The organism is Bradyrhizobium yuanmingense, assembly GCF_900094575.1.
GTDB classification, from domain to species: Bacteria; Pseudomonadota; Alphaproteobacteria; order Rhizobiales; family Xanthobacteraceae; genus Bradyrhizobium; species Bradyrhizobium yuanmingense.
Window position 1 is genome coordinate 203,194 of sequence record NZ_FMAE01000003.1, and the last position, 20,076, is coordinate 223,269.

The window sequence follows — 20,076 nt, forward strand, 5'->3', positions numbered from 1 at the left end:
ACAGCGCGTCAGTGTCGCACCTATTGCTCGCGCTTCGGGCTGAACTTCCAGGTGACCGCGACGAGGCCTGCGGTAATCAGGCCGCTGATGAGGCCGGCCACGGGAAGGGCGAGCAGCAGTGCGGCGGTGGCGGCCCAGCCGATCGAGGAAAAGGCCTCGGCGAAGGTTGCAAGCCTCGAAGACGTCTGACGGCGCCGGAATTGGCTGCGCCTTGCCTGCACCCGGAACCAGAGCTGGATCGCGGTCGCCGAGGCCGCGCTGATGATGATCGCACCCGCGCTGATTGCGGCCTGGGATGGCGAGGCAAAGGCTAGCGCCGCGAGCAGCGGAGCGAAGATTGCGGCAATCGCGATCAGCACCACCTCGATCTTGGCACGGATGATGCCGGACGGCATCAAGGGCGCGGTCGCGACCAGGTCGGGCGCGTCCTCGCCCGAGATCGTCAGCCAGGCGAGTCCGCCGGCGAGCTGTCCGGCCGCCATCACGATGACGGGTGTGATCAGTGTCAGCGCCGCGGAGCTGTCGGCGAAATTACGCCAGAGCAGCAGCGCCGGCGGCACCAGATAGAGCAGCTGCATCAAGGTCTGCGAGATCAGCCATGGATCGCGCCACAGCAGCATGAATTCCTTGCGACGCAGCGCCTGCTGGCGCGATCCGCCGCGGAACGGGCGCTCCTTGGCACGGACGCGGCCGGACGTGGCGTAGGCCGCCGCATCGATCGCGGTGTCGGCAAAGCGGTGCGAGAAGATCGCCATCACGCCGCCGAGCATGACCAGAGCGAGCGCGAGAAGCAGCGCTAGCGCCTCGCTGTCGCCCATCGCTGCCCGCGCCGGCCACCACCAGATGCTGTCGACGTCGGGGGCGTAGGCGGCAACGCTGCCCGAGGTCAGGATGGTGAAGCGCGACAGCGTGCCGTAGGACATGATCGCGGCGACCTGAAGCGCGATCACGAAACCCGCACCGATGATGGCGGCGAGGATCTGTGCGATCAGGCGCGTCCGCGCCGGGCCGATCAACCGGAACAGGAGAATGGTGACGGCGATCGCGATCGCCGCCGCGGACAGGCCCATCGCAATGACGACGCCGAAGGCCGCCAGCCAGCGCGCGCCGCCGCCGATCACCAGAACGTCGATGAAGGGCGTCGAGAACAGCAGCGCCAGCACGGTGACGGTCAGCGCGATCGCGGCGATGCGGACCGAGAACAGATTGGCCAGCCGCGCCGGCGAGGACATGATCAGGTCGAGATCGGCGCGGGCGTAGAATACCCGCGTCACGGATTCGATCGCCTGCGACAGCATCAAGGTCCAGGCGAGAAAGATCGTCGCCGAAATCACGATCAGAGAGGATTTGTCGAGCGGCAACTGCAGGTCGGCGAAACGGCCGATCACCGCCCAGGCCGGCAGGTGGAGCAGCGCGGCGAAGCACATGAGGCCGATGATTGCGGCGCGCGCCCGTTTGCGCCGCCCGCCCGTCATCATGGCGAGCCATTCGCGCCAGGCGAGCCGCAGCTCGTGCCGGGCAAACCAGGACAGCGCGGTGGCCGAGCTCATGCCGCTTCCTGAAGCGTCACCAGCGCGATGAAGAGGTCTTCCAGGCTGGTGTCGGCATGGCCGTTCTGGTGGCGCAGCTCGGTGAGCGTGCCTTCCGCGACCAGGCGGCCGGAGGCGATCACGCCGATGCGGTCGGCCATGCGCTCGGCGACTTCGAGGATATGCGTGGTCATGATGACGGTGCAGCCGGCGCGGACACGCGCGCTGAGCAGGCCCTTCACATGGCGGGCGGAAACCGCATCGAGCCCCGTCAAGGGTTCGTCGAGAATGATGAGGCGGGGATCGTGCACCAGCGCCCCTGCGAGAGCGACCTTCTGGCGCGTGCCCTTGGAAAAGCCCTCGCAGCGCTCGTGGCGGTGCGCCTCGAGGCCGAGCGAATCGAGCAGTTCCTCGGCGGCCGGTTGCGAGATCGACGGCGCGATGCCCCAGAGGCCGGCGACGAATTCGAGATATTCGAGCGGGGTGAGCTTGTCATAGATCATGGGCTCGTCGGAGACCCAGGCCATCACCTGCTTGGCGGCGACGGGGTCTTGGAGCGCATCGATGCCGAAGATCGAGACGGCGCCGGCATCGGGCCTGAGCAGGCCCGCAACCATGCGTAAAGTGGTGGTCTTGCCGGCGCCATTGGGGCCGACCAGCGCGTAGAATTCGCCGGCGTGAATGGTGAGATCGAGGCTGTCGACCGCCAGACGGTCAAAACGCTTCGTTAACCCTCGGACTTCCAGGGCCGAGTTGTCCGGCTTCATGACGGCCACACCATCCGGTTTGCATCGCCCGCGACCATGACCCGAAGATGTTTCGGCACCGTGAATCGCACTGCCGCAAATTCCGCCAACCGGATTGGACTAAAGGCAAGGCATCCCGACAAGTCACCGTTTGTTGACAGCGCGCGGGCGTTCAGGCTGAATTGATTCCGGACAAATGGCGCTAACGCGGCGAAACGACTGCGTAGCGACTGGACACAAGATGCGGCAAGGCGGCCTCGAAGAACGCCGGTTGCATCGGGGAGGACGCGCGTCAATGCTGGATTTCGTTCAGCAGCTGGTCAGCGGTGTTGCGCTCGGCTGCGTCTACGGCCTGATCGCGCTCGGCTTCGTGCTCGTCTACAAGGCCACCGAAGTCGTCAATTTTGCCCAGGGCGATCTGATGATGCTGGGCGGTTTCTTCGCCTTCACCTTCATCGGCATGATGGGCCTGAACTACTGGATCGGCTTCGCCGGTGCGGTCGCCGCCATGGCGCTGTTCGGCATGCTGGCCGAGCGCGTGGTCGTGCGGCCGATCCTCGGCTATCCCCAGTTCTCCATCATCATGGTCACGATCGGTCTCGGCTATTTTCTGCGTTCGGTCGCGGGGATGATCTGGGGCACCGACGACCTGAAGATCGAAACGCCGTTCAGCCAGGGCGTGCTGCGCATGGGCTCGCTGGTGCTCGCCTACGACAAGCTCTCGGTGATCGCAGCGACGATGATCCTGTGCACCCTGCTCTGGCTGTTCTTCAACAAGACCACGCTCGGCACCGCCATGCGCGCCAGCTCCGAGAACATGCTGGCGGCCTATTACATGGGCATTCCGGTCAAGCGCGTGGTGGCGGTGGTCTGGGCGATCAGCGCGGCGGTCGCGACCTGCGCCGGCGTGCTGCTGGCGCCGATCACCTTCATCCACTCCAATGTCGGCCTCGTGCTCGGCTTGAAGGCGTTTCCCGCCGCCGTGCTCGGCGGTTTCGGCTCGATCCCGGGCGCGGTGGTCGGCGGCGTCCTGATCGGCGTGATCGAGAGCATGGCCGGCTTTTACCTGCCCGAGGGCTGGAAGGACGCCGCGCCTTACATCGTGCTGCTCACCGTGCTGCTGCTGAAGCCCGAGGGCCTGTTCGGCCTCCACGTCCGCAAGAAGGTCTGAACGCCATGCGCTTCCTGTTCAAGACCGACTACGAGGACGACATCAAGCTGTTCCCGCATTCCGGCTACGTCGTCACCTACGGCGTTCTGCTCGCGCTGCTGCTGATCGCGCCTCACGTGCTCTCCAGCTATCTGATGAGCCAGCTCGTCTTCGTCTGCATCTATGCGATCGTCGGCGTGGCGCTGCTGATTCTGACCGGCTTCACCGGCCAGGCCTCGCTTGGGCACGCGGCGTTCCTCGCCATCGGCGCCTACACGGCGGCGTACTTGCAGAAATACAACGTGCCGTTCCCCGTCTACTTCCTCGCCGCCGGGCTGTTGACCGGCATCATCGGCGCGATGGTCGGCTTTCCGGCGCTGCGCCTCACCGGCATCTATCTCGTCATCGCCACCATCTCGTTTGCCCTGATCGTGGAGGAGATCCTGGCGCGATGGGAAAGCGTTACCCACGGTAACGAGGGCATGCGGGTCAAGACGCTGTCGCTGCTCGGCGTCGCCGTGCCGCGCGACAGCCCGACCTTCTATTACCTCTGCCTTGCCGTGCTGGTGCTGACCATCGTCGGCACGCTCAATCTACTACGTTCGCCGACGGGCCGCGCCTTCGTCGCGATCCGCGATTCCGAGACGGCGGCGCGCAGCATGGGCGTCAATGTCGCGCTCTACAAGGTGAAGTCGTTCGCGATCTCGGCCGCGATCACCGGCTTTGCCGGCGTCCTGTTCGCGCACAAGCTCTCCTTCATCTCGCCGGAGATGTTCACGCTTCAGCTCTCGATCGAGTTCATCATCGTGATCCTGATCGGCGGCACCTTCAGCCTGCACGGCGCCGTGCTCGGCGCGATCTTCATCGTGATGATCGACCCGTTCCTCACCTATCTCAAGGACGACATGCCCGGCATCATCGCCGGCATTGCCGCGACATTCGGCGCCGGCGCGGCGACTGCGGGCAATATCGAGGCGAAGGTCGCGGCCTTCGCCTCGCTCAACGGCCTGAAGGGCGCGATCTACGGCATCATCATCGTGCTGTTCGTGCTGTTCGAGCCGCTCGGGCTCTACGGCCGCTGGCTCAAGATCAAGCTCTTCTTCCAGCTGTTCCCTCTCTACAAGCGCGCCACCTTCAAGCGGCAGAAGATCTACGTGAAGTCGGAGCGCAATCGATGAGCTATTTCCGCGCCGAGAACCTGTCGCTGCATTTCGGCGGCCTCAAGGCGGTCGATGCGGTCTCGTTCGCGGTGGAGAAGGGCGAGATCCTCTCGATCATCGGGCCGAACGGAGCCGGCAAGAGCTCGATCTTCAACCTGATCTCGCGGATCTACCGGCCGACCTCGGGCCGTATCTTCTTCGAGGACCAGGACATCACCGAGCAGCCGCCCTACGACATCGCCAAGCTCGGCATCGCCCGTACCTTCCAGAACATCGAGCTGTTCGAGAACGCGACCGTGCTGTCGAACCTTCTGGTCGGCCGCCACCGCCATTCGACCACGCAGCTGTGGCAGGAGCTCTTATTCCTGCCGAGCGTGCGGGCCAACGAAAAGGTTCACCGCCGCCGGGTCGAGCAGGTCATCGAATTCCTCGACCTCGAACCCTATCGCGACAAGCTGATCTCGGGCCTGCCTTACGGCGTGCGCAAGGTGATCGAGCTGGCGCGCGCGCTCTGCTCGGAGCCGAAGCTGATCCTGCTGGACGAGCCGTCCTCGGGTCTCAACGTGGAGGAGACCGGCGACATGTCGTTCTGGATTCGGGACATGAGGACCGAGCTCGGTATCACCGTGCTGATGGTCGAGCACGACATGTCGCTGGTCAACCGGGTCTCCGATCGCGTCATCGCACTGAACTACGGAAGGGTGCTGGCGATGGGCTCGCCCGCTGAAGTGCAGCAGCACCCCGACGTCGTCGCCGCGTATCTGGGAGCCTGACCGATGGATGCCGCTGCGCCCCAGGATATCATCCTCAAGCTCTCCAACATCGAGAGCTATTACGGGCCGATCATGGCGATCCGCGGCATCTCGCTGGAGGTGCCGCGCGGGCGCATCGTCACGCTGCTCGGGGCCAACGGGGCCGGCAAGACCACGGTGCTGAAGACCATCTCCGGCATCCTCGATCCGCAGAAGGGCGCGATCGAGTTCATGGGCAAGCCGATCCAGCGCATGGAGGCCGACCGCATCGTGCGGCTCGGCCTCAGCCACGTGCCCGAGGGGCGCGAGGTGTTCCCGTTCCTCTCGGTGCGCGAGAACCTGATGATGGGTGCCTATCCGCGCAAGGACCGGGACGGCGTCGCGGAGGACATGGAGCGCGTCTACGGCTATTTCCCGCGCCTGAAGGAGCGCATCAACCAGCCGGCGGGCCAGCTCTCCGGCGGCGAGCAGCAGATGCTCGCGATCGGGCGCGCGCTGATGAACCGGCCGACGCTGCTCTTGCTCGACGAGCCCTCGCTCGGCCTGTCGCCACTGCTGGTGAAGGAGATATTCACCATCATCCGCCGGGTCAACGAGGAGCAGGGCATGTCGATCCTGCTGGTCGAGCAGAACGCCAAGGTGGCGCTGGAAACCGCCCATTACGGCTATGTGCTGGAGATCGGCCGTATCGTGATGAACGATACCTGCGACCGCTTGATGCATTCCCAGGACATCCAGGAATTCTACCTTGGCGCCAAGGAAGCCGGCGCGCGCGGCGAGCGGCGCTGGAAAAAGAAGAAGACGTGGCGGTGAGGACGAGCTGGCAGTAAGATGAGCTTGCCCAACGTTGAGCAAAGACCGGCTGGCAAGGCAGGCAGCGGAGGGAAGGCGACAAGGAGGAGAGGTGCATGGCCCGACCGGCGGTGCTGACGGTCGCTGATACGATCGCGAAGAGCTTCTTGCGCGCCGCCGAGACGCGGGGCGACAGGCCGGCGATCCGCGAGAAGAAGTTCGGCATCTGGCAGCCGACGAGCTGGCTAGAATGGCTGGAGATCTCCAAAGAGATCGCCTACGCGCTCCGCGCCGTCGGCTTCATGCCCGGCGAGGTCGCCTCCATCATCGCCAATGCCGTGCCCGAATGGGTTTATGCCGACATGGGCATATTGTGCGCCGGCGGCGTCTCCAGCGGAATCTATCCGACCGATTCTTCGTCCCAGGTCGAGTATCTCGTCAACGACTCCGCCACGAAGGTGATCTTCGCCGAGGACGAGGAGCAGCTCGACAAGATTCTCACCTGCCGCGCGCGATGCCCCAGCTTGCAGAAGATCATCGTGTTCGACATGGAAGGCCTCAGCGGCTTCTCGGATGACATGGTGATGTCGCTGGACGAGTTTCGCGCGCTCGGCCGCAACCACATGGTCGGCCGCGAAGCGCTGTGGCAGGAGATGATCGACAGCCGCAGTGCCGGCGATCTCGCGGTCCTCGTCTATACGTCCGGCACGACCGGCCCGCCGAAAGGCGCGATGCACGCCAATCGCAGCGTCACCCACCAGATGCGGCACGCCAACGACTTCATACCTGCGCGAGAGGACGAGAACCGGCTGGTCTTCCTGCCGCTCTGCCACGTCGCAGAGCGTATCGGCGGCTATTACATCTCGGTCGCGCTCGGCTCGGTGATGAATTTTGCCGAGAGCCCGGAAACCGTGCCTGACAATCTGCGCGAGGTGCAGCCGACCGCCTTTCTGGCCGTGCCGCGCGTCTGGGAGAAGTTCTATTCCGCCATCACCATCGCGCTGAAGGATGCAACGCCGCTGCAGCAATGGGTCTATCGCCGCGCCATCGGCATCGGCTACCGCATGGTCGATTGCCGGCTCGAGGGCAGGGCGCCGCCGCTATCGCTGCGCATCGCCAACCGCATCGCCTACCTGGTCGCGTTCCGCAACATCCGCCGCATGATCGGACTCGACCGCTGCCGCATCGCGTTCACCGGCGCAGCCCCGATCGCACCGGAGCTGATCCGCTGGTATCTGGCGCTCGGCATCGACATGCACGAGGTCTACGGTCAGACCGAGAATTGCGGGGTCGCAACCATGATGCCCGCGGACAAGATCAAGCTCGGCTCGGTCGGCACCGCGGTGCCCTGGGGCGAGGTCGCGCTGTCGCCCGCCGGCGAGATCCTGATCAAGGGCGACTTCCTGTTCATGGGCTATCTGAACCAGCCGGAGAAGACCGCAGAGACGATCGATTCCCGCGGCTGGCTGCACACCGGTGACGTCGGCACCATCGACAATGAGGGCTTCGTGCGCATCACCGACCGGATGAAGGACATCATCATCACCTCGGGCGGCAAGAACATCACGCCGTCCGAGATCGAGAACCAGCTCAAGTTCTCGCCCTACATTTCCGACGCGGTCGTGATCGGCGACAAGCGGCCCTATCTCACCTGCCTCGTGATGATCGACCAGGAGAATGTTGAGAAGTTCGCCCAGGATCACGACATCCCCTTCACCAATTATGCCAGCCTGTGCCGGGCGAGGGAGATCCAGGACCTGATCGGGCGCGAGATCGAGCAGGTCAACGGCAATTTTGCCCGCGTCGAGACCATCAAGAGGTTCTACCTGATCGAGCGCCAGCTCACGCCCGAGGACGAGGAGCTGACGCCGACCATGAAGCTGAAGCGCGGCTTCGTGAACAAGCGCTACGCCGCCGAGATCGAGGCGATGTATCGCGAGCGTGCGGTGGCGTGACGAGTCGGTCCATTTCGAGAAAGCGAAGGAGCTGTGGCCCCGCCCTTCGTGCAATACGGGCCTTTAGGAGAGGAGACGTCAATGTCGAAATCGTTCAGCGCATTCGGCCTTGCTGTGGGTGCCGTGGTGCTCACCTGTCTGCCGGCCGCAGCGCAAACCAAGGTCACCAACGAGGGCATCTCGGCAACCGAGATCGTCATCGGCACTCACCAGGACCTGTCAGGCCCGATCAAGGGGTGGGGCGTTCCGGTCGCGAACGGCATGAAGATGGCGGCCGAGGAGATCAATGCGGCCGGCGGAATTCACGGCCGCAAGATCCGGCTGGTCGTCGAGGACAGCGGTTACGATCCGAAGAAGGCCGTGCTGGCGTCGCAAAAGCTGATCGAGCGCGACAAGATCTTCGCGATGGTGGGGCCGATGGGATCACCGACGGTGCTCGCCGCGCAAGACATCCTGTTCGATGCCGGTGTCCTGCAGCTGTTCCCGCTGACGGCGGCCGAATTCACCTTCAAGTTCGATCCGGCCAAGCCGCAGGAGCGCCTGAAGTTCAACAATTTGCTGCCCTATGTCGAGAGCACGCGGGCTGCGGTGAAATACATGATCGAGTGGAAGGGCTTCAAGAAGCCCTGCATCATGCATCAGGACGACGAGTACGGTAAGAACGTGCTCGATGGCTTCAATCAGCAGCTCACTGCCATGAAGGCGCAGCCGGCCTCGATCACGAGCTACAAGCGCGGCGCCTCCGATTTCAGCGCGCAGATCGCCAAGATGAAGTCAGATGGCTGCGACCTCGTCGTGCTCGGCACCGTGCTGCGCGAGACCATTGGGGCGATGACCGAAGCCAAGAAGCTCGGCTGGGACGTCACCTTCCTCGGGGCCACCCCCACGAACGTGATGGAGGTTCCTGCGCTGGGTAAGGACGCCGTCGAGGGTCTCTATGCTGCCAGCGGCTTCGAGATTCCTTATGAGGACACCGCCAAGGGCAAGGTGAAGGATTGGCTCGTCAACTACAAGAAGATGTTCAACGCCGACGCCAACACGCAAGCCATCATCGGCTACAATGCCATGATGACTTTTGCGTTCTATGCCAACAAGGCCGGCAAGGATCTCACCGGGCAGAAGATGCTCGATGCGCTCGAGTCGGGCGAGAAATTCCTCGACATCTTCAACTCGCCCCCCACCAAGTTCTCCAAGACCGACCACCTCGCCAACACCATCACCCAGGTGCAGCAGGTCAAGGGCGGCCGCTGGGTGCTGGTGAAGGACAATCTGATGTTCTGATGCGGGCTCTCTTGCGTCGAGCTCAGTGCACCCTCTCCCCTTGTGGGAGAGGGTGGATCGCCGCGAAGCGGCGAGCCGGGTGAGGGGTCTCTATCCTTCACGCACGGTCTTGCGTGCGGAGAGAACCCCTCATCCCGCGCGCTTGCGGGCGCGACCTTCTCCCACAAGGGGAGAAGGAAGAGAGAACCCTACGATCCTCCGCCCGCGGTGCCCGAATTCACCGGGGCGAGCTCGTCTTCCCGGCAGCGCCAGCCGTCGGCGGCTTTGACGAAGGCGAAGGTTCGCTGGACCCTCAGCCGGCGCGTGACGTTGAAGACGTCTGCTGGGCGCGTCTTGTTGCCGGCTCCCTGCTGCGGCCGACCCGTCGTGGCGTCCCAGCAGGTGCCGGTGCAGATGGAGGCGATCCTGCTGCACACGGTGAAGGGAGCGAGCACGGCCATTTCGATTTCGCCCGTGACCTGTGCCTCCTGGTCGGTCACCTGGCTGTCGAGCGCATAGACGCGGTTGATGCGCAGGAAGTTGCCGCAGGAATTGGCCGCATGAATCCGCGCGGCGCAGAAATCGACGGCGTCGGCGTCGGGAATGCGGGCCGCGACCTGCCGGCCGAACACTTTTTTGGGATCGCCCTTCGCGGCGCGGATTTCATCTGTCTTGCGCTTCAAATGGTCGGCGAGACAGTCCTCCGCGGATTCCAGCTCCTGCAGCGGCACGTTCTCCTTGCCGACCAGATTGCATTTGCGGTCGCGCTCGCGCGTCCACCGTCCATATTCGGCGAAGGCAAAGCGTGCCGCAGTCGGGTCCAATTTGCCGATCAGGCCGAGCACCTGGCCGTTGAGCTCGGTTTCGGCAAGCGTCAGCGAGGGGTCTGCGCAGATCACCGCGCCCGCAGCAGTGTTGGCCGCAAGGCAGTCGAAATCCGGATCGCGAACGATCGCGGCGCGCTCCTCGGTGACCTTGAGCAGGCACGCCTTGACCGTCTCGAATTGGTCGGGGCGGATCGCGGTCTGGCCGACGATGCCGCAGCTGAGGTTGCGTTGGCGGACCCAGATCGCATTCTCCTCGATAGCGGGCAGGCGATCCGGCAGGCGGGCGAGCCGCTCCTCGATCGCGATGCTCAGCTTCTCGGCGGCGGCGGCAAGCGCGGCATCACCGCAGAACAATTGGTTGCCGGGGTCGCGAATCGGCTGGCAGTTGTTCCTGGCAAACAGCGGCAGCCTGTCGGCGATCGCGCGGTCGGATTGCGCGGACGCGGGCACCGCCGGCAATGCCAGCAGCGCAAGCACAGACAGCACGATGAATCGCATTCCAAGTCGCCCCCGCACGGAAGGCGCCATGCTAGCGTCTGGTCTTGCGCGGTGAAATGGGTTTGTGGGGACGAGCAGTGGAAGGTCTGTAGCCCGGATGGAGCGCAAGCTTAATCCGGGGCCGGTGCGAGTGGTAAGAGTCCCGGATTTTGCTGCGCTCTATCCAGCTACGAACAATCAACGTGCCTCGGCGGCCGCCATCGAGACCTGCACCGGCTCGTCGACATATTTCAGCACGGCCGACTGGTGGAGCACGAACAGTGGCTGATAGCTCCGCGTCGCGTCATCCTTGACCATCGCCATGCGGCGATTGTCCAGCATCAGCCATTGCCCGTCGAGCTTTGCCGCGGCAATTGCGTGCGCCTCGCCGGCCCTGACGTCTCGCACCACAACGATGCGGAGGTCCTCAGAGGCAATTCCCGCCAGCCGCAACGCGGCCAGCTTGGCGATGGCATAGTCCTCGCAATCGCCGGTCCCGCGCGCGAAGGTCGAAAGCGGCGAGCTCCAGACGTCGTCGGTGCCATCATTGGCGGCATGGATGGCGAGATTGATGGCGCGGTTGACCTCGCCGAGCCGCGCGCGACCGTCGCGGGCGCGGGCGTGGTCGACTATGGCGAGCAGCTCGAGCGCTGCCGGTGAAGCGCAATTGTCCCGGTCGCCGTCGCACAGCGCGAGCTGCACCATGTCGTCGTCGAGCTTGTCCTTCAGCACGGACCATCTCTGCTGCAGGCTACCGGACGAGATGGCGAAGGCGAACACGCCGAACGGTTCGGCGGATTTGCGCACTAGGACGCCGGCGCCGGGCGACAGCAGCGTGCCGGCGCGAAGCTCGGCGGCCGATCCGAGCAGGATCAAGCCGCACATGACAAGGATTGCGCGCCAGGCGCGCGAGCGAGCAGCGGTCTCCATCTGACATCCCCTTCCCAGGCTTCACGAGATCCCCCTCGATCTCGACGTGCCGGGCTTTGTTGCTTTCGCGGAGATAGTGCGAGACGGGCCGTTTTGTTCTGCTTAACGCGCCCGGCAGGGGTTCCAAAACCGGGTGACAGGCTGAAATGGGCCTACCCAAATTGCGTAAAATTTTACGATTCGCCGGCTAGGAGGTGTCGCGTTGCCGCGAAATGGAGCCAATTGCAGACACAGGTTGTGGCAGTGCCGAATCTGGGTCCTATGGCTAACAACCCCCATTTCATGGGGTTCTGTTAGATAGGTCACAGATTTAACTCCGTATTTGCCGCAGGATGCTGCGGGAGCTCGCGAAGGAAAGATGATGAAAGTATCTGCTTCGTAACTATACAGCAGGTTACTTTGGATGACTGGAAATGCGTGGAAACAGGCTGAGTTCGACATACGAATATTTGAGGAATTACTTTCACTCCTCTGTCGCGGCGCCACGCCGTGGGGCCTCCCGGGGCCAAGTGATGCGAAATCACACAAGCAATAGATGGTATCGCTAAGGACTTGCTAATGCTATGCAAGCTTAGGCGGTCGATACTTACTTAAATTTTAACCCTTTATACGGTGCCCGGTTGAATTACGCTGGCCAATTTGACGGCGCGATTTCTTTGGACGGCCAGGGTTCCCGCTCGCCCGTCGGGGCAAATATCGATTCTTTTACCGCAAAGGCGAACGGTCACGTGCCCGACGGCGCGTTCGTCGTTCCCGACCCCAATCTGATCTTCAACGGCGAGTTCAAGCGTGCCGGGCTCGACCTTGTGTCGTCCCACGACGGTCATGAGTTCGTCGTTCACGATTATTTCAGGGGCGACAAGCGCGCCGCGCTCGCTTCGCCCGACGGCGCCCACCTCAGCGGCGACGTCGTCAACGCCCTCACCGGCCATGTCCAGGTTGCCCAGGCCGCGCCCGGTGCCGGTGCGGGCCAGGTCATCGGTCACGTCACCAAGCTCGTGGGAAGCGCGACCGCGATCCGCAACGGCGTCTCGGTCATCCTGAACAATGGCGACAACGTCGAGAAGGGCGACGTGGTCTCGACCGGCGCCGACTCGACGCTTGGCATCACCTTCATTGACGGCACCGTGTTCGGCCTGTCCTCCAACGCGCGGATGGTGCTGAACGAGATGGTCTACGACCCCAACGGGTCGAACAATTCCTCGCTGCTCAGCCTCGTCGCGGGCACCATCACCTTCGTCGCCGGCGAAACCGCCAAGCGCGGCGACATGAAGGTCGACACGCCGGTCGCCACCATGGGCATCCGCGGCACGGCGGTGCTGACCCAGATCAACTTCGTCGTTCCCGCCGGCGGCGGCGATCCGCAGCCGCAGGCGAGCTTCCAGGTGCTGGTCGAGCCGAACGGCACGACCGGCTCCTACATCCTGTTCGACAAGGTCACGCTGCTGCCGATCGCGACGGTCAACCAGGCCGGCCAGATGATCCAGATCAGCGGCGGCAACGTCTCGATCACCAATGCACTGATGTCGCCGGAGGTGCAGAAGCTGATCACGGACGTGTTCACGCTGAAGTTCACCGACAACAACACCAACACCAAGCTGACCACGAACTACACCGATACGATCACGCCGTTCGGCTATGAGGTGTTACTCAAATCGTCGTCCGGCCCTAGCGCCACCGCAACATTCGTCAATCTCAATCCGCAGGGATCGGAGACGCCCACCACCTCCACGCCGCTCATCGTACGCATTCCCGGCCAGCCGATCGCGCAGAGCTTCGACGCGAGCGGCAACGTGAAGACGGCGTTCGCGTTGACGGAGCGTGCGGACACGACCGGCGACACGCGCGCCGACACGATTTCCGGCGTGATCAGGTTCGTCGATCAGAACCTCGGCGACCGGCCGACGGTGAGCATCAGCCTCGCCGAGGCGCCGAACTACGTCTACAAAACCGCGGGCCAGAACGACGTCACCGGCTCCCTCTCGGAGCTCCAGAAGCAGGGCATCGCGGCGACGCAGATCCAGATCAGCGTCGTCCCCGACCCCGCCAACAACAACAACGGCTCGGCGGTCTGGACCTACACGATCCCCGACCACGTTTTCGACTTCCTCGCGGCCGGCGAAACCCTGACGCTGACCTACATGGTCCGCGTCGACACCAATTTCACGGTGAACCCCGAGTCCAGGTTCATCCCGATCACCATCACGATCACGGGAACGAACGACAAGCCTACCGTTGCGACGTCAGGCGGCACCGTCATCGAACAGGTCGGGACCGGCAACGAGGCGCTGGACATCATCACGGGCACGGTCACCTTCACCGACGTCGATCTGACGGACCGGCCGATCGTGAGCGCGGCGCTCTCATCCGTCGAGCCGTTCAAATATCTCGATGCCGAAGGCAACGATATCACTGCGTCCCTGACGCCGGAGCAACTCGCGGCGATCGCTGCCGTCAAAGTGCCGCTGACCGTGGTTCAGGGTGCCGGAAACAGCAACAACGGCACGGCCACCTGGACCTACAGCGTTCCCGACCATCTCTTCGACTTCCTGGCCGAGGACGAGAAGCTGATCCTCAACTACGTGGTGCAGGTCGATGACGGGCACGGCGGCGTCGTCAGCACGCCGATCACCGTGTCCATCGACGGTGCGGACGTCAATGTCGAGGGCACCAACGACGTGCCGACGATCGTCGAGGACTCGACGACGCCCACCGGAGAAGTGACAGAGGATACGGCGGCAACCCTGACGGCGAACGGCAGCGTCGCCTTCAACGACCCCGATCTCACGGATACGCACACTGCCAGTTACGTCCTGAAGTCGACGACGTCGAACGCGCATCTGCCCGGCTTCGGCAGCGGCACCTCGCATATCGGGACCTTCGCGCTAACCGCGGTGAGCGAGAGTCCGGGTGTCAGCACGCGCGGATCAGTGGGTTGGACCTTCACGCTCAACGACAACGATCCGGTGCTGCAGTCGCTGGCCGAAGGCCAGACCATCACCCAAGTCTACACCGTGACCGTCGACGACCATCACGGTGGCACCGTCACCCGGGACGTCACGGTCACCATCACCGGCACCAATGACACGCCGACCATCACGAGTGATGCAGACGCTGCAAAGGGCAGCGTCACCGAGGATGCCTGCGCGACGCTGTCGATCGAGGGCACGCTCGCGATTCAGGATCTCGATCTGATCGACACCCACACCGCGCAGGCCGCATTCAAGTCAGCGACGTCGAACGCGCATCTGCCGGGCTTCGATGGTAATGCGCCGCTCGGCACCTTCACGATCGATTGCGAGGTCGCGGAGTTCAACACCGATACCGACAACAGCGCGACGCTGGGCTGGCACTTCAGCCTCGACAACAACAATGCGGTGCTGCAATCGCTGGCGCATGGCCAGACCATCACCCAGGTCTACACCGTCACCTTTACTGACGATCACGGTGCGCAGGTCTCCCAGGACGTCACTGTCACGATCAACGGCGCCAACGACGCGCCGACGATCACGAGCGATCCCGAGGCGGCAACGGGTGCGGTTACCGAGGATGACGGCGCCTCGCTGACGACCAGCGGTACGCTGGCGATCCAGGACGTTGACCTGATCGACACCCATACGGTGCAGGTGCAGTTCAAGTCATCGTCCGTCAGTTCGGCTCTGCCGGGATTCGAGGACGACAGCACGAATATCGGCACCTTCTCCATCGGCGCGGTGTCCGAATCCAACGCCGACACCAGCACCGGCGCGACGCTCGACTGGCACTTCACGCTCGACAACAACGATCCCGTGCTGCAGTCGCTGGCGGAAGGGCAGACCATAACTCAGGTCTACACCGTCACCTTCAAGGACAATCACAACGCGACTGTCACGCAAGACGTCACTGTCACCATCACCGGCACCAACGATGCGCCGACCGTCTCCTATGTGACGTCGGACTACATGAACTTCGACGGTGCGACCATCGCGGTCGGCGACGTACCGACGGTCGCCACCGACGACGTGACGCTGGACGGCTGGGTGAACTGGAACGGAGACGCTGCCTCCGCCAGCCAGGTCTTGTTCTACAATGGCAATACCTCGACCACCGGTTTCGGCCTCATGGGCACTGTCATCAGCGGCAAGCTGGAGATCGCGATTCTCGAGGGCGGCGTCGAGATCCAGGATACCGGCTTCGCGCTTACTGCGGGGCAATGGCATAACCTCGCCTTGACGCGTGACGACGGCATCTTCACGCTTTATGTCGATGGCAACGCCGTCTATTCCCACAGTGGCGGCGTCAACGCGATCGCTGGCGCTCAGGAGCCGTCCTACATGATGATCGGAGCGGCGAGCGGCAGGTACGCTCCGGGCTTCGGTACGCAAGGCTTCACCGGCTCGATCGCCGATGTCAGCGTCTGGACCACCGCACTCACGCAGGCGCAAATCCAGTCGTACGACTTCACCGCGCTCACCGGCAACGAGGCCAATCTGGCCGCCTATTATACGCTTGGCGACGGCAGCGGGAGCACGGCCTCCAACACGGTCAACCCAACCAAGAGCCTCGCCATTGAAGGTGATGCGGATTGGGCCAGCGGGACCTCCGGGCCGGGCGGCGCATTTGCCGATCTGACGGAGACCAATGGCGGCCAGCTCTCGCATGGCGTGCTGGCGGTCTCCGACGTCGACGCGACCGATCACGTCACGGTATCGGTCGATGCGGTGCAGGTTAAGCTCGACAACGTGTTGCAAACGGGCAGTGTCGGCGGGCTGTCGCATGCCGATCTCCTGAACTATCTGACCGTGCCGTCCGGCGACATTCTCAACGGCACGGCGACCCACGCCCAGTTTACCTGGCAATTCAACTCGGCCGGCCAGGCCTTCGACTTCCTCGCCGCCGGTCAGACGCTATCGCTGCAATACACCATCGTTCCGTCGGATGCTCAGGGCTTTGGAACTAGCGCGGTCGTGACCATCAACATCACCGGCACGAACGACGCACCGACGCTGTCCGATCTCCACATCGGCCCGCTCACGGACACCGCTGACGACGACACCTTCTCCAATCTCTCCGGGCAACTGGCGGGGACCGACGCCGACAGCGGTGAGACGGCGACGCTGACCTATGCCGTCCTCAATTCAGATCACCAGGCGGCCACGACGGTCGCGGGACTCTACGGCTCGCTGACGGTCAATTCCAACGGCAGCTACAGCTACGTTCCGAATGATGCTGCGATCAATGCGTTGGCGGACGGATCGTATGTCGATACGTTCACGGTCCAGACCACGGATATCCATGGTGCGACCGAAACGGCAACGCTCAAGGTGAACGTGACCGGTGCGGACGACGGTGCGGGCCCGGTCATCAACACCGAGAGCTTCCAGGTCGAGCATATCACCGAGAACAGCAACGAGATCATTACCGACCTCGTCGTCATGGACGCCGATCCCGGCGCTGCGACGGACACTTTCACGGTCACGCTGTCGACCGCGAATCCGGACGTCAGCCTCGCAAGTGTTTATCCGACGACCGGCACGCTCGAGCAGATCAACACCGCCCTCGCGCAAGGCGCGGGCATCGTCTACGAGCCGACCGGCGCTGATCCCGAGGCGGGACTGCCCGCCACCGATCAGATCACGCTGACCGTTGCCGATTCGGCGGGCCGCTCGGACACGGTGAACTTCATCTTCGTCGAAGGAGCCGAGAGCCAGGGCATGACCCTGCAAGGTACCGCGGGCAAGGACGTCATTTTCGCGACCGAGTCGAGTGATACGCTGATCGGCGGCAGTGCCAAGGATCAGTTCGTATTCGCACCGGCCTCGTCGCAGGATTCGGTTCAGCACACCGTGAATGATTTCGAGTACGGCCTCGACAAGCTCGACCTGCGGCAGTTCAGCGGCATCAGCTCCTTGAACGACCTTGCCCCGACCGCCGCGCAGGATGGCGGCACGTTGCTTACGCTGGATAGCCACGAGACGATCCTGCTCAAGGGTGTCGCCGTCGCGAATCTCCAGTCCAGCGATTTCATCTTCGGCACTCACGTCGGCTAGTGGAAGCAGGCGGCGCTTCCGGTTTGCACCTCGACCGCGGCAAAAAATCCATAATCCTCAGCACTCGGGGAATAGCCAATCGCACGCCGACGCTTCATGATCGGTGCGCCCGGCATGATCTGGGTCAGGAAGTCTGACTGGCATGAAGCGTTTCAAAATCCTGCGGCGGTGGTTTGCGCAGAAGTTCGGCCTTGCGCGACTGATCTGCCTTGCGCTGCTGGTCTTGTTCGCGGGCGCGCGCCTGTGGGATCCGCCGCCGATCCAGGAATTGCGGCTGCGCACCTTCGACATGTTTCAATTGATCGATCCGCGCGAGAAGGCGGCGCGGCCGGTCGTCATCGTCGATATCGACGACAAGAGCCTCACCAGACTCGGACAGTGGCCGTGGCCGCGCACGCGCATCGCCGACATGGTCCAGAACCTCACCAAGAACGGCGCGGTGGCGATCGGCTTCGACATGGTCTTCTCCGAAGCCGACCGGCTCAACCCGGAGCAGGTCGCGAGCCAGATGCGCTATCTCGACGACGCGACCCGCGCCAAGCTGCGTGAGCTGCCGAGCAACGATCAGATCCTCGCCGACGCGATCAAGCGCTCGCACGTCGTGCTGGGCGAGACCGGGCTTCCGGAGGTCTTGTCCGAGCTCGACAAGTCGCTGCCGTTCTCGGGGGTTGCAACGGTGGGGGAGGACGGGGCCGAGCGTTTCCTGTTCGAATTCCCCGGCTTGCTCCGCAACGTGCCGGTCATCGAGAGGGCCGCGGCCGGCCGCGGCCTGTTCTCGATCCGGACCGAGCGTGACGGATTGATCCGCCGCGTGCCGATGATCATGCGCGCCCAGGGCAACATCATGCCCTCACTCAGCCTCGAGATCCTGCGCGTCGTCACGGGCACGCCGACCCTGCTGGTCCGTACCGATAAGACGGGCATCAAGTCGATCCGCCTCAAGGGTTTGGAGGTTCCGACCGACAAGAACGGTCAGCTCTGGGTGCACTATGCCCGCCGGGATCCTTCGATCTACGTCTCCGCGGTCGACGTGCTCGACAATGCGGTGCCGCCCACGAGGTTTGCCGGCAAGCTGGTGCTGGTCGGCACTTCCGCGGGCGGCTTGAACGACATCAAGACCACGCCGGTGTCCCGGGCCATGCCGGGTGTCGAGATCCATGCCCAGGTGCTGGAGGGCGTGCTGAGCCGCGCGGTGATCTCGCAGCCGAACTATGCCCTGGGCGTCGAGCTGATCGCGGCGCTGATCATCGGCCTGCTCGTCATCATCTTCACGCCGAATCTCGGCCCCGTCCGCCTCGTGCTGGTGGGCGCGGCCTTCGCGGCCATCCTGATCGGCGTGTCCTGGTTCTCCTACACGCAGCACCGCTATCTCATCGACTTCACCTATCCGCTGCTGTCGACGACCGCAGTCTACCTGACGCTGATCTTTGCGAGCTTCGTGCGCGAGCAGCGTCAGCGCGTGCAGATCCGCGGGCAATTCGCGCAATACATGTCGCCTGTGCTGGTCGAGCAGCTGGCGCAGTCGCCGGAAAAGCTCGTGCTCGGCGGCGAGGAACGCGAGATGACGATCATGTTCTCCGACGTGCGCGGCTTCACCACGATCTCCGAGAGCTACAAGCACGATCCGCAGGGGCTGATCGAGCTGATGAACCGCTTCCTGACGCCGCTGACCGACGTCATCATCGACCGCAAGGGCTATATCGACAAGTACATGGGCGACGCCATCATGGCGTTCTGGAACGCGCCGCTCGACGACGCCGAGCACGAGATCAACGCCTGCGAAGCCGCGATCCAGATGCTCGAGCAGATCGACGAGGTCAACAAGGAGCGCGAGCAGGAGGCCGCCGACGGCGGCCACGTCTATATCCCGCTCAATGTCGGCATCGGTCTCAACACCGGCATCGGCGTGGTCGGCAACATGGGGTCCGACCTGAAGAAGAACTATTCGGTGCTCGGCGACAGCGTGAACCTGGCCTCGCGCCTCGAGGGCCAGTCGAAGGCATACGGATTTCCGATCATCGTGGGCTCGCGCACGGCACTCGCTGCCAAGGAGAAATTCGCGATCCTCGAGCTCGACTTCATCATGGTCAAGGGCAAGACCGAGCCGGAAGTGATCTACGCCATCGCCGGCCGCGAGGACGTGATGCATTCGGCCGCGTTCCAGCGCCTGCGCAACATCACCATCGAGATGCTCGGCTGCTACCGCAGCCGCGACTGGCAGGGCGCCCTGGATGCCATCGAGCGCGGCCGCAAGAGCGAGGACGCCGACACGCTGGAGAAGCTGTTCAGGCTTTACGAGGCGCGGATCAAGGATTTCCAGATCGATCCGCCGCCGGAGGGCTGGACCGGCGCCTATGCCCTGCTGACCAAGTAGTCGTCACGGTCACCGCTCGTGCAGGGTGGGCAAAACATTGCATGCCTACCATATGCAGGTGCGTCGAGGTAAGTATGGTGGTGGGACGGCGCTTG

General features: G+C 63.7%; 12 protein-coding genes. 8 read left to right on the plus strand and 4 right to left on the minus strand.

Annotated elements, in window-relative coordinates; all coding sequences use genetic code 11:
- Positions 1 to 20 precede the first annotated feature (20 nt).
- On the minus strand, positions 21 to 1,550 hold the full coding sequence (locus GA0061099_RS10695) for a hypothetical protein (RefSeq protein WP_036021273.1): 1,530 nt from the start codon (positions 1,548 to 1,550) through the stop codon (positions 21 to 23).
- Positions 1,547 to 2,296, minus strand: coding sequence for an ABC transporter ATP-binding protein (locus GA0061099_RS10700; RefSeq protein ID WP_036021275.1), 750 nt, complete (start codon positions 2,294 to 2,296; stop codon positions 1,547 to 1,549). The genes GA0061099_RS10695 and GA0061099_RS10700 overlap by 4 nt, the downstream gene beginning before the upstream one ends.
- Positions 2,297 to 2,570: 274 nt before the next feature.
- On the opposite strand from GA0061099_RS10700, the gene GA0061099_RS10705 reads away from it, so the two are divergent.
- The 6 genes from GA0061099_RS10705 to GA0061099_RS10730 all read left to right on the plus strand — a co-directional run bounded on the left by GA0061099_RS10705 (position 2,571) and on the right by GA0061099_RS10730 (position 9,365).
- Positions 2,571 to 3,446 (plus strand): branched-chain amino acid ABC transporter permease, encoded by an 876-nt coding sequence (locus tag GA0061099_RS10705; protein ID WP_036021277.1) that lies wholly within the window; start codon positions 2,571 to 2,573, stop codon positions 3,444 to 3,446.
- Between the two features lie 5 nt (positions 3,447 to 3,451).
- Positions 3,452 to 4,603, plus strand: a complete 1,152-nt coding sequence (locus GA0061099_RS10710) for a branched-chain amino acid ABC transporter permease (protein WP_036021279.1) — start codon at positions 3,452 to 3,454, stop codon at positions 4,601 to 4,603.
- Positions 4,600 to 5,358 (plus strand): ABC transporter ATP-binding protein, encoded by a 759-nt coding sequence (locus GA0061099_RS10715; RefSeq protein WP_035997604.1) that lies wholly within the window; start codon positions 4,600 to 4,602, stop codon positions 5,356 to 5,358. Before GA0061099_RS10710 ends, GA0061099_RS10715 begins: the two co-directional genes overlap by 4 nt.
- 3 nt (positions 5,359 to 5,361) lie before the next feature.
- Positions 5,362 to 6,150 (plus strand): ABC transporter ATP-binding protein, encoded by a 789-nt coding sequence (locus GA0061099_RS10720; RefSeq protein ID WP_035997607.1) that lies wholly within the window; start codon positions 5,362 to 5,364, stop codon positions 6,148 to 6,150.
- A gap of 95 nt (positions 6,151 to 6,245) precedes the next feature.
- Complete coding sequence (locus tag GA0061099_RS10725; RefSeq protein WP_036021288.1) at positions 6,246 to 8,084, plus strand: AMP-dependent synthetase/ligase; 1,839 nt, start codon at positions 6,246 to 6,248, stop codon at positions 8,082 to 8,084.
- Between the two features lie 81 nt (positions 8,085 to 8,165).
- A complete protein-coding gene (locus GA0061099_RS10730) occupies positions 8,166 to 9,365 on the plus strand; it encodes an ABC transporter substrate-binding protein (protein WP_035997612.1) in 1,200 nt (399 codons plus the stop codon).
- 188 nt (positions 9,366 to 9,553) lie between these two features.
- Here GA0061099_RS10730 and GA0061099_RS10735 read toward each other — a convergent pair whose 3' ends face one another.
- Positions 9,554 to 10,669 carry a lysozyme inhibitor LprI family protein gene (locus GA0061099_RS10735; protein ID WP_035997615.1) on the minus strand — a complete coding sequence of 372 codons (1,116 nt, stop codon included), beginning with the start codon at positions 10,667 to 10,669 and terminating at the stop codon, positions 9,554 to 9,556.
- 177 nt (positions 10,670 to 10,846) lie between these two features.
- Complete coding sequence (locus tag GA0061099_RS10740) at positions 10,847 to 11,578, minus strand: transglutaminase-like cysteine peptidase (RefSeq protein ID WP_036021290.1); 732 nt, start codon at positions 11,576 to 11,578, stop codon at positions 10,847 to 10,849.
- A gap of 728 nt (positions 11,579 to 12,306) precedes the next feature.
- Here GA0061099_RS10740 and GA0061099_RS10745 point away from each other — a divergent pair.
- Both GA0061099_RS10745 and GA0061099_RS10750 read left to right on the plus strand, forming a co-directional pair.
- Positions 12,307 to 17,607 carry a VCBS domain-containing protein gene (locus tag GA0061099_RS10745; protein WP_074447729.1) on the plus strand — a complete coding sequence of 1,767 codons (5,301 nt, stop codon included), beginning with the start codon at positions 12,307 to 12,309 and terminating at the stop codon, positions 17,605 to 17,607.
- Positions 17,608 to 17,749: 142 nt separating this feature from the next.
- Complete coding sequence (locus GA0061099_RS10750; protein WP_036021292.1) at positions 17,750 to 19,981, plus strand: CHASE2 domain-containing protein; 2,232 nt, start codon at positions 17,750 to 17,752, stop codon at positions 19,979 to 19,981.
- Positions 19,982 to 20,076 lie beyond the last annotated feature (95 nt).

Excerpts from the sequence above, each read along its gene's own strand:
- GA0061099_RS10720 (WP_035997607.1), top strand. The coding sequence starts at position 5,362 with ATGGATGCCGCTGCGCCCCAGGATATCATCCTCAAGCTCTCCAACATC.
- GA0061099_RS10700 (WP_036021275.1), bottom strand. The coding sequence starts at position 2,296 with ATGAAGCCGGACAACTCGGCCCTGGAAGTCCGAGGGTTAACGAAGCGT.
- GA0061099_RS10735 (WP_035997615.1), bottom strand. The coding sequence starts at position 10,669 with ATGCGATTCATCGTGCTGTCTGTGCTTGCGCTGCTGGCATTGCCGGCG.
- GA0061099_RS10710 (WP_036021279.1), top strand. The coding sequence starts at position 3,452 with ATGCGCTTCCTGTTCAAGACCGACTACGAGGACGACATCAAGCTGTTC.
- GA0061099_RS10750 (WP_036021292.1), top strand. The coding sequence starts at position 17,750 with ATGAAGCGTTTCAAAATCCTGCGGCGGTGGTTTGCGCAGAAGTTCGGC.
- GA0061099_RS10715 (WP_035997604.1), top strand. The coding sequence starts at position 4,600 with ATGAGCTATTTCCGCGCCGAGAACCTGTCGCTGCATTTCGGCGGCCTC.
- GA0061099_RS10730 (WP_035997612.1), top strand. The coding sequence starts at position 8,166 with ATGTCGAAATCGTTCAGCGCATTCGGCCTTGCTGTGGGTGCCGTGGTG.
- GA0061099_RS10695 (WP_036021273.1), bottom strand. The coding sequence starts at position 1,550 with ATGAGCTCGGCCACCGCGCTGTCCTGGTTTGCCCGGCACGAGCTGCGG.
- GA0061099_RS10705 (WP_036021277.1), top strand. The coding sequence starts at position 2,571 with ATGCTGGATTTCGTTCAGCAGCTGGTCAGCGGTGTTGCGCTCGGCTGC.
- GA0061099_RS10725 (WP_036021288.1), top strand. The coding sequence starts at position 6,246 with ATGGCCCGACCGGCGGTGCTGACGGTCGCTGATACGATCGCGAAGAGC.
- GA0061099_RS10740 (WP_036021290.1), bottom strand. The coding sequence starts at position 11,578 with ATGGAGACCGCTGCTCGCTCGCGCGCCTGGCGCGCAATCCTTGTCATG.